General features: G+C 60.1%; 5 protein-coding genes. 3 read left to right on the forward strand and 2 right to left on the reverse strand.

Going from position 1 to position 5,524, the window contains the following annotated elements:
• Both AC1DT2_RS14835 and AC1DT2_RS14840 read right to left on the reverse strand, forming a co-directional pair.
• Window positions 1–504: SDR family NAD(P)-dependent oxidoreductase (locus tag AC1DT2_RS14835; protein WP_477297129.1), on the reverse strand; the 504-nt coding region annotated here is incomplete at its 3' end.
• An 84-nt stretch (window positions 505–588) separates the two neighbouring features.
• Window positions 589–1,740 (reverse strand): alkene reductase, encoded by a 1,152-nt coding sequence (locus AC1DT2_RS14840; RefSeq protein ID WP_477297130.1) that lies wholly within the window; start codon window positions 1,738–1,740, stop codon window positions 589–591.
• 92 nt (window positions 1,741–1,832) lie between these two features.
• Here AC1DT2_RS14840 and AC1DT2_RS14845 point away from each other — a divergent pair, with 92 nt between their 5' ends.
• The 3 genes from AC1DT2_RS14845 to AC1DT2_RS14855 all read left to right on the forward strand — a co-directional run.
• Window positions 1,833–2,402 (forward strand): TetR/AcrR family transcriptional regulator, encoded by a 570-nt coding sequence (locus AC1DT2_RS14845; RefSeq protein ID WP_477297131.1) that lies wholly within the window; start codon window positions 1,833–1,835, stop codon window positions 2,400–2,402.
• Window positions 2,403–2,555: 153 nt separating this feature from the next.
• A complete protein-coding gene (locus AC1DT2_RS14850) occupies window positions 2,556–4,184 on the forward strand; it encodes a methyl-accepting chemotaxis protein (RefSeq protein WP_477297132.1) in 1,629 nt (542 codons plus the stop codon).
• Between the two features lie 66 nt (window positions 4,185–4,250).
• On the forward strand, window positions 4,251–5,524 hold a 1,274-nt coding region (locus AC1DT2_RS14855), incomplete at its 3' end, for a putative bifunctional diguanylate cyclase/phosphodiesterase (protein ID WP_477297134.1).

Genomic DNA, 5,524 nt, shown 5'->3' on the forward strand with positions numbered 1-5,524 from the left:
GCGTCGGTAGCGCCCCTTGCGATGCTGGCTGAAACAGGAACCATAGGAAGCGCCGGGCGATGCCCGGAGCGCTCCAGGCTCCGGCGCCATTGGGCAATAGGTCGGTGCGTGAAATGCCCCTGCGTCACTGCGTCGTTGCAGTTCCTGGGCGAACATCAGGCAGGCCAGTTTCGACTGACCATACGCTGTCATAGGCTTATATCTTCGTTCGGACTGCAGATCGTCGAAGTCGATGGTGCCGCTTCTTGCGGCCACGCTCGAGAGCGTGACAACGCGTGGCTGGTCGCTCTTGCGCAGCAGTGGCAGCAGGTATGCCGTCAAGGCGAAGTGGCCGAGGTAGTTCGTGCCGAACTGCAACTCAAAACCGTCAGCAGTGGTCAGGCGTTTAGGTGGTGTCATGACCGCCGCATTGTTGATCAGCAGGTCCAGATGGCCGCGTAATGCTTGCAGGCGTTCGCAGAACGTCTTGATCGATGGTGTCCACCGGCGCGATGAGGCTGGCACTGCAAGCGTGGAGAGATCAGCCCGATCAGCGGAAGCCGGTAGCCACGTTCCTCATGGATACTTTCGACAGTTGCGAACGGAGCTTTAAGCCGATTCGCCGGATAGGTTCCGGCCATTCGGATCCGAGGCGAGTGGCTGATACGTGGTGTATCCCTCCGCGCCGCCCTGGTAATACGTTGTGGAATCGCTAGGGGCGAGCATCTCATTTGCGGCTACCCGCGCGGGCAGGTCCGGATTTGCGATGAAGTGTCTGCCGAAGGAAACGAGGTCTACGGTTCCTGAAGCAATCAACGCGTTGGCAGAGGCGATGTCAAAGCCGCCATTCGCTATCAACGTACCGCGATAGAGCGTCCGGAAATGGTCGTACGTTGATGCTTGCAGGATCGCGGCGGGAGTAGCGGACACGTCCGTCATCGGTCGCATGAGATGCAGGTATGCCAGCCCGAGTCGATCGAGTTGCTCGATTAGATAGTTGTACGTCGGCAACGTGTCCTCGTTCGCCCGTATCAATCCCACGTTATGCAGGCCGGGACTCAGCTTGATACCGATCCGATCACCGGACCAAGTCGATGCAAGCGCCTGCATGATCTCTAAGATGAGCCGGGAGCGGTTAGCAGGGCTGCCGCCATAGTCGTCGTCCCGATGGTTAAACAGCGAACTCAGAAACTGAGGTAGCAAATAGATATTGGCTGCGTGCAACTCCACCCCGTCGAACCCCACTTGCATAGCTCGGCGTCCCGCCTGGGCGAAGTCGTCAACCAGCGTACGGATATCGGAACGGGTCAGCGCACGGGGTGTGAGTGTTTTCTTGAAGCCGTCGGGGGTGAACGCCTGTTGGACTGGGTCGACGGCCGAGGGCGCCACCGGGAGTGCGCCGCCAAGAAGGTCCGGATGGGAGATGGATCCGGAATGAGCCAGTTGCAGGAAGATTCTGCCGCCTTGGGCATGCACTGCGTCGACGACCTCGCGCCAACCGTCGACCTGCTCGTTGGTGAAAATCCCAGGGACGCGAATCCCACCTACTGCCTGATCGCTGACGTAGGTGCCACCGGTAACGATCAGGCCCGCCGACACGCGCTGCGCGTAATACTCGGCTTCCAGGGATGAAGGAACTCGGGCTGGGTTGTCCGTGCGCCCTCGTGTCATGGGCGACATGACGATTCGATTCGGCGTGGCGAAGGTTCCGCGCGCGTAGGCGGTCAGCAACGGGTAGGTGGCTCGTAGATCGGATGTCACGCGTGCTCCAGAAGCAAGGCGACGGCGTCGCGGTGAAGCGATACTATTGAGTATCGTGGCGATACTCAATAGTATCGTCTATGCTTGGACCCATGCCTTCTCCGAAAGAACGAATACTGGCCGCCGCCGGCGACATCTTTGCCCGGCAATCCATCAATTCCGCGACGCTGGATGAAATTGTTGCCTCCGCGGGGACGACGAAGATGGCCCTCTATCGTCATTACGAGGGCCGAGATGATCTGGTCGCGAGCTGGCTTTCCGCAGTCGCGGCCAAGAGCGAAGAGCGCTGGAGGTGGTTGGCGGATACCCACACCAATGACCCCTTCGCGCAAATACTGGGTTGGACGCGCTTCATGGCAACACGCCTACCGTCGGCGACGAGCCGAGGTTGTCCCTTCGTCAATGTCGCCGCTGAACTCCAGGCGTCAGATCACCCGGCCTGGGTAGTTATCAGGCGGCATCGTCAGGTCGTTCTCCGTCATATCGAAAGGCTTCTTGAGGACGCTGGTGTTGCAGACGCCTCGCGCATGGCCCGTGGAATCATGTATCTGATCGATGGAGCGCAGGGCAATGGTCCGGGGGCGAGCAGCGATGTCGTTGCTGCCGATCTCGTTCACATGGTCACTCTGCTGATCGACGCCGAGGCGGGTAAACGTAATTAGGGAAGATGCATTTGTAGAAACCGCCCCTGCGTTTCCATGTAACGGCATTTTCATGCCAAGTTGAAACTTCCGCGAAAGACTCGAAGACCACGGTATGCGCCCGTCCAGCGCCATCTCCGGCCAGCGTCCTGTTCTCTTCCAGACTGGAACACCATGTTCGATCCTCGTCGGTTGTCTATCCGCGCAAAGCTCATCGCAGGCCTCACCAGTTGTGCGCTTCTGACCTTGTGCGTGGGCATTATCGGGACCTCCGGCCTTCGCGCGACAAACGCTTATACGCTGGACATTTACCGCGGTGATCTGGTGCCCATCCTGCGCATCGCAGAAATTAGGCAAGGTCTTCACGCCAACGAGAGTGCTCTCCAGAGTGTGCTGGTGTTGCGGACGCCTTCTAGCATTCAAGACGCTCGCGCTCGACTGCGCGTCGATGCACAGGCCATCGATAGGGCATGGTCTGCGTATGCCCCGATGATCGAGGGCGTTACGGAGCGCGCTGCAGCGGACAAGCTGGTGGCCGCGCGGCGCATACTCGATCGACTTGATACCCAAGCGCTCGAGACTGCCGCAACGGGCGACTTCGATCCGAGCCACTCGGTCACAAGCGGTAACTATGTCTCGGCGATGGCGCAGGCGAATCAAAGCATCGGCGCTCTTTATGATGAGAACCAGGCGCAGGCCGAGGCTTCTTATCAACAATCGCAGCGACTTTATCAGCGAACACTGTTGGCTTCGCTTGCCGCGGTGGTCGCTGGCCTTGTCGTTTCGGTCGTCCTTGTATCTGTGCTATTGCGCGCCATATCTTCACCGATCCAAAAGGCTGTTTCCTTTGCCGACGCGATTGCTTCGGGCCGCCTACAACAGGCGCCGATGCCGCCCCGTCACGACGAGGTTGGAAAGTTGTCCACGGCGTTACACGCCATGGACAGGCAGCTCACTGGCGTTGTTCTTCAGGTTCGGAGCGGCGCCGACTCCGTGGCCGATGCCTCGCGTCAGATCGCGCAGGGAAACAACGAGCTTTCGCGGCAAGCCCAGCAACAAGCAGCCGCCCTGGAAGAGACCGCAGCCGCAATGGAGGAAATGACGGTGTCCGTGCGGCAAACAGCCAGTCACGCGCGCCATGCCGAAACGTTGGCCACGATGGCCTTGGCACGCGCGGAAACCGGACAAGTGGTGACCCGAGACGCTGTGGCCGCCATGCAACATATCGAAGCGTCCAGCCGCAGAATCGTAGACATCGTCGGATTGATGGACGATCTCTCCTTTCAGACCAACCTCCTTTCATTGAATGCCGCTATCGAGGCTGCTCGGGCTGGCCAGGAGGGCAAGGGATTCGCCGTCGTGGCAGCCGAAGTCCGTGGTCTGGCGCAACGGTCGGCGCAGTCTGCCCAAGAGATAAGGTCGTTGATTACTGATGCGGCGGAGAAGGTGTCGGCGGGAAGCGCCCTCGTCGACGTGTCGGCGAAAGCGCTCGACGAAATCGTTCAACACGTCCGCGAAGCATCCGACTTGGTGAAGCAGATCGCCAATGGAAGCGCTGAGCAATCGCTCGGGATCGAACAGGTAAACAGCTCCGTCACGGCACTGGACAACGGGCTTCAAGGCACCGCTGCGCTGGTAGAGCAGGCCGCCGCCGCAAGCCAGGTGCTCCACACGCAGGCGTCCGAGTTGAGGGGGCGCGTCGATTTCTTCCAGATCGACGGCGCCACCGACGCGGCTCCTGGGGGTCGGTTAGATAAAGTGCGTCCGCTCCCATCGATCGTTTCAGAGCACGACAACGCCTAGGCCGCGCAGGCGCACGGGCGGCACTTTCGCCTTCTTTGACATCCCTATCGATCGAACAGAGTCGCCATGTCCAACGCTTCCTTTTCGCGCTTGAGGCGCATCATCGCGCGACATAGACGCGTGGTCTTCGACGGATCAGCTGTTTCTATCGTTACGCTCCTGGCCCTGTTTTACGCCTACGAGGTAGATATTTTCTGCGCCGCAGAGAATGGGGTGGTCCACGCCGATCGCATCGAGATAGGCGAGCTGATGATGGTGGCTGCCATCTTCTGTGGTGGCCTTGCCATCTTTGCGCTCCGCCGCCTCACCGAGCAGCGGGCGGAGGCGGCACGTCGCGTTGCAGTGGAGGAAGAGGTCCGCACCCTGGCCTTCACCGATGCACTGACAGGGCTGGCTAATCGCCGGCAGTTTGACAGTGCGTTAACTGAGTCCGCCTTGACCCTTCCCAAGGCCGGTGCCAGTCACGCGGTCCTCAGCCTCGACCTCAATGGCTTCAAGCGCATCAACGATCTCCACGGTCATGCAGTGGGCGACGAGGTATTGATGCGGGTATCCGCGCGCCTGCGGGATTGTGTTCGTGAAGGCGATATAGTTGCGAGGCTTGGTGGCGATGAATTCGCGGTGTTGGCTACACACATCGGCAGCGAAGCAGCGACCGGTTTGGCACTTCGCATCGTTGACGCGATGACCGTGCCAGTGCTGACGGGAGCCACCGAACATATTGTCGGTGTCGCAATCGGAATTGCCTTGGTCCCGCAAGATGGCACCGATGGGCCCGAGCTTCTGCGTAAAGCGGACGTTGCCCTGTATCGTGTTAAGAAGTCAGGTGTGTCCGCCCTTTGTTTCTTCGAAGCCAGCATGGATGCATCTATTCGGGAACGCGCTGCATTAGAGAGTGAGCTCGCAGACGCCGTGGAGCGCGGTCTTATTGAGCCATGGTATCAACCGCTAGTCGATTTAAAGACCGGCGCACTACGGGGCTTCGAGGCACTAGCCCGGTGGCCACGGGCGGCAGGTGTGATCGGTCCGGAGCGGTTCATCCCCGTCGCTGAAGGCACCGGTCTGATTGCGCGGTTGACCGATCACCTGTTTGAGCAAGCGTGTCGTGAGGCCGCAACGTGGCCTGCGAATCTCGAACTTGCCTTTAATGTTTCCCCGCACTTGCTTCGGGATGAATCGTTCCCCTTGCGCGTCCTTTCCACGCTGTCGCGCACGGGTCTTCTCGCGGAACGTCTGGAGCTGGAGATTACGGAGAGTGCCCTCGTGCGCGATATCGGCGCTGCGCAGAGGGCTCTGGGCGGGCTGCGTGCAGCTGGGATACGCATCGCTCTGGACGACTT

The sequence above is a fragment of the Luteibacter sp. P4_E6 genome, from assembly GCF_056401535.1.

Coding starts and splice junctions, on each gene's coding strand:
- AC1DT2_RS14845 (WP_477297131.1), top strand. CDS start 1,833: ATGCCTTCTCCGAAAGAACGAATACTGGCCGCCGCCGGCGACATCTTT.
- AC1DT2_RS14850 (WP_477297132.1), top strand. CDS start 2,556: ATGTTCGATCCTCGTCGGTTGTCTATCCGCGCAAAGCTCATCGCAGGC.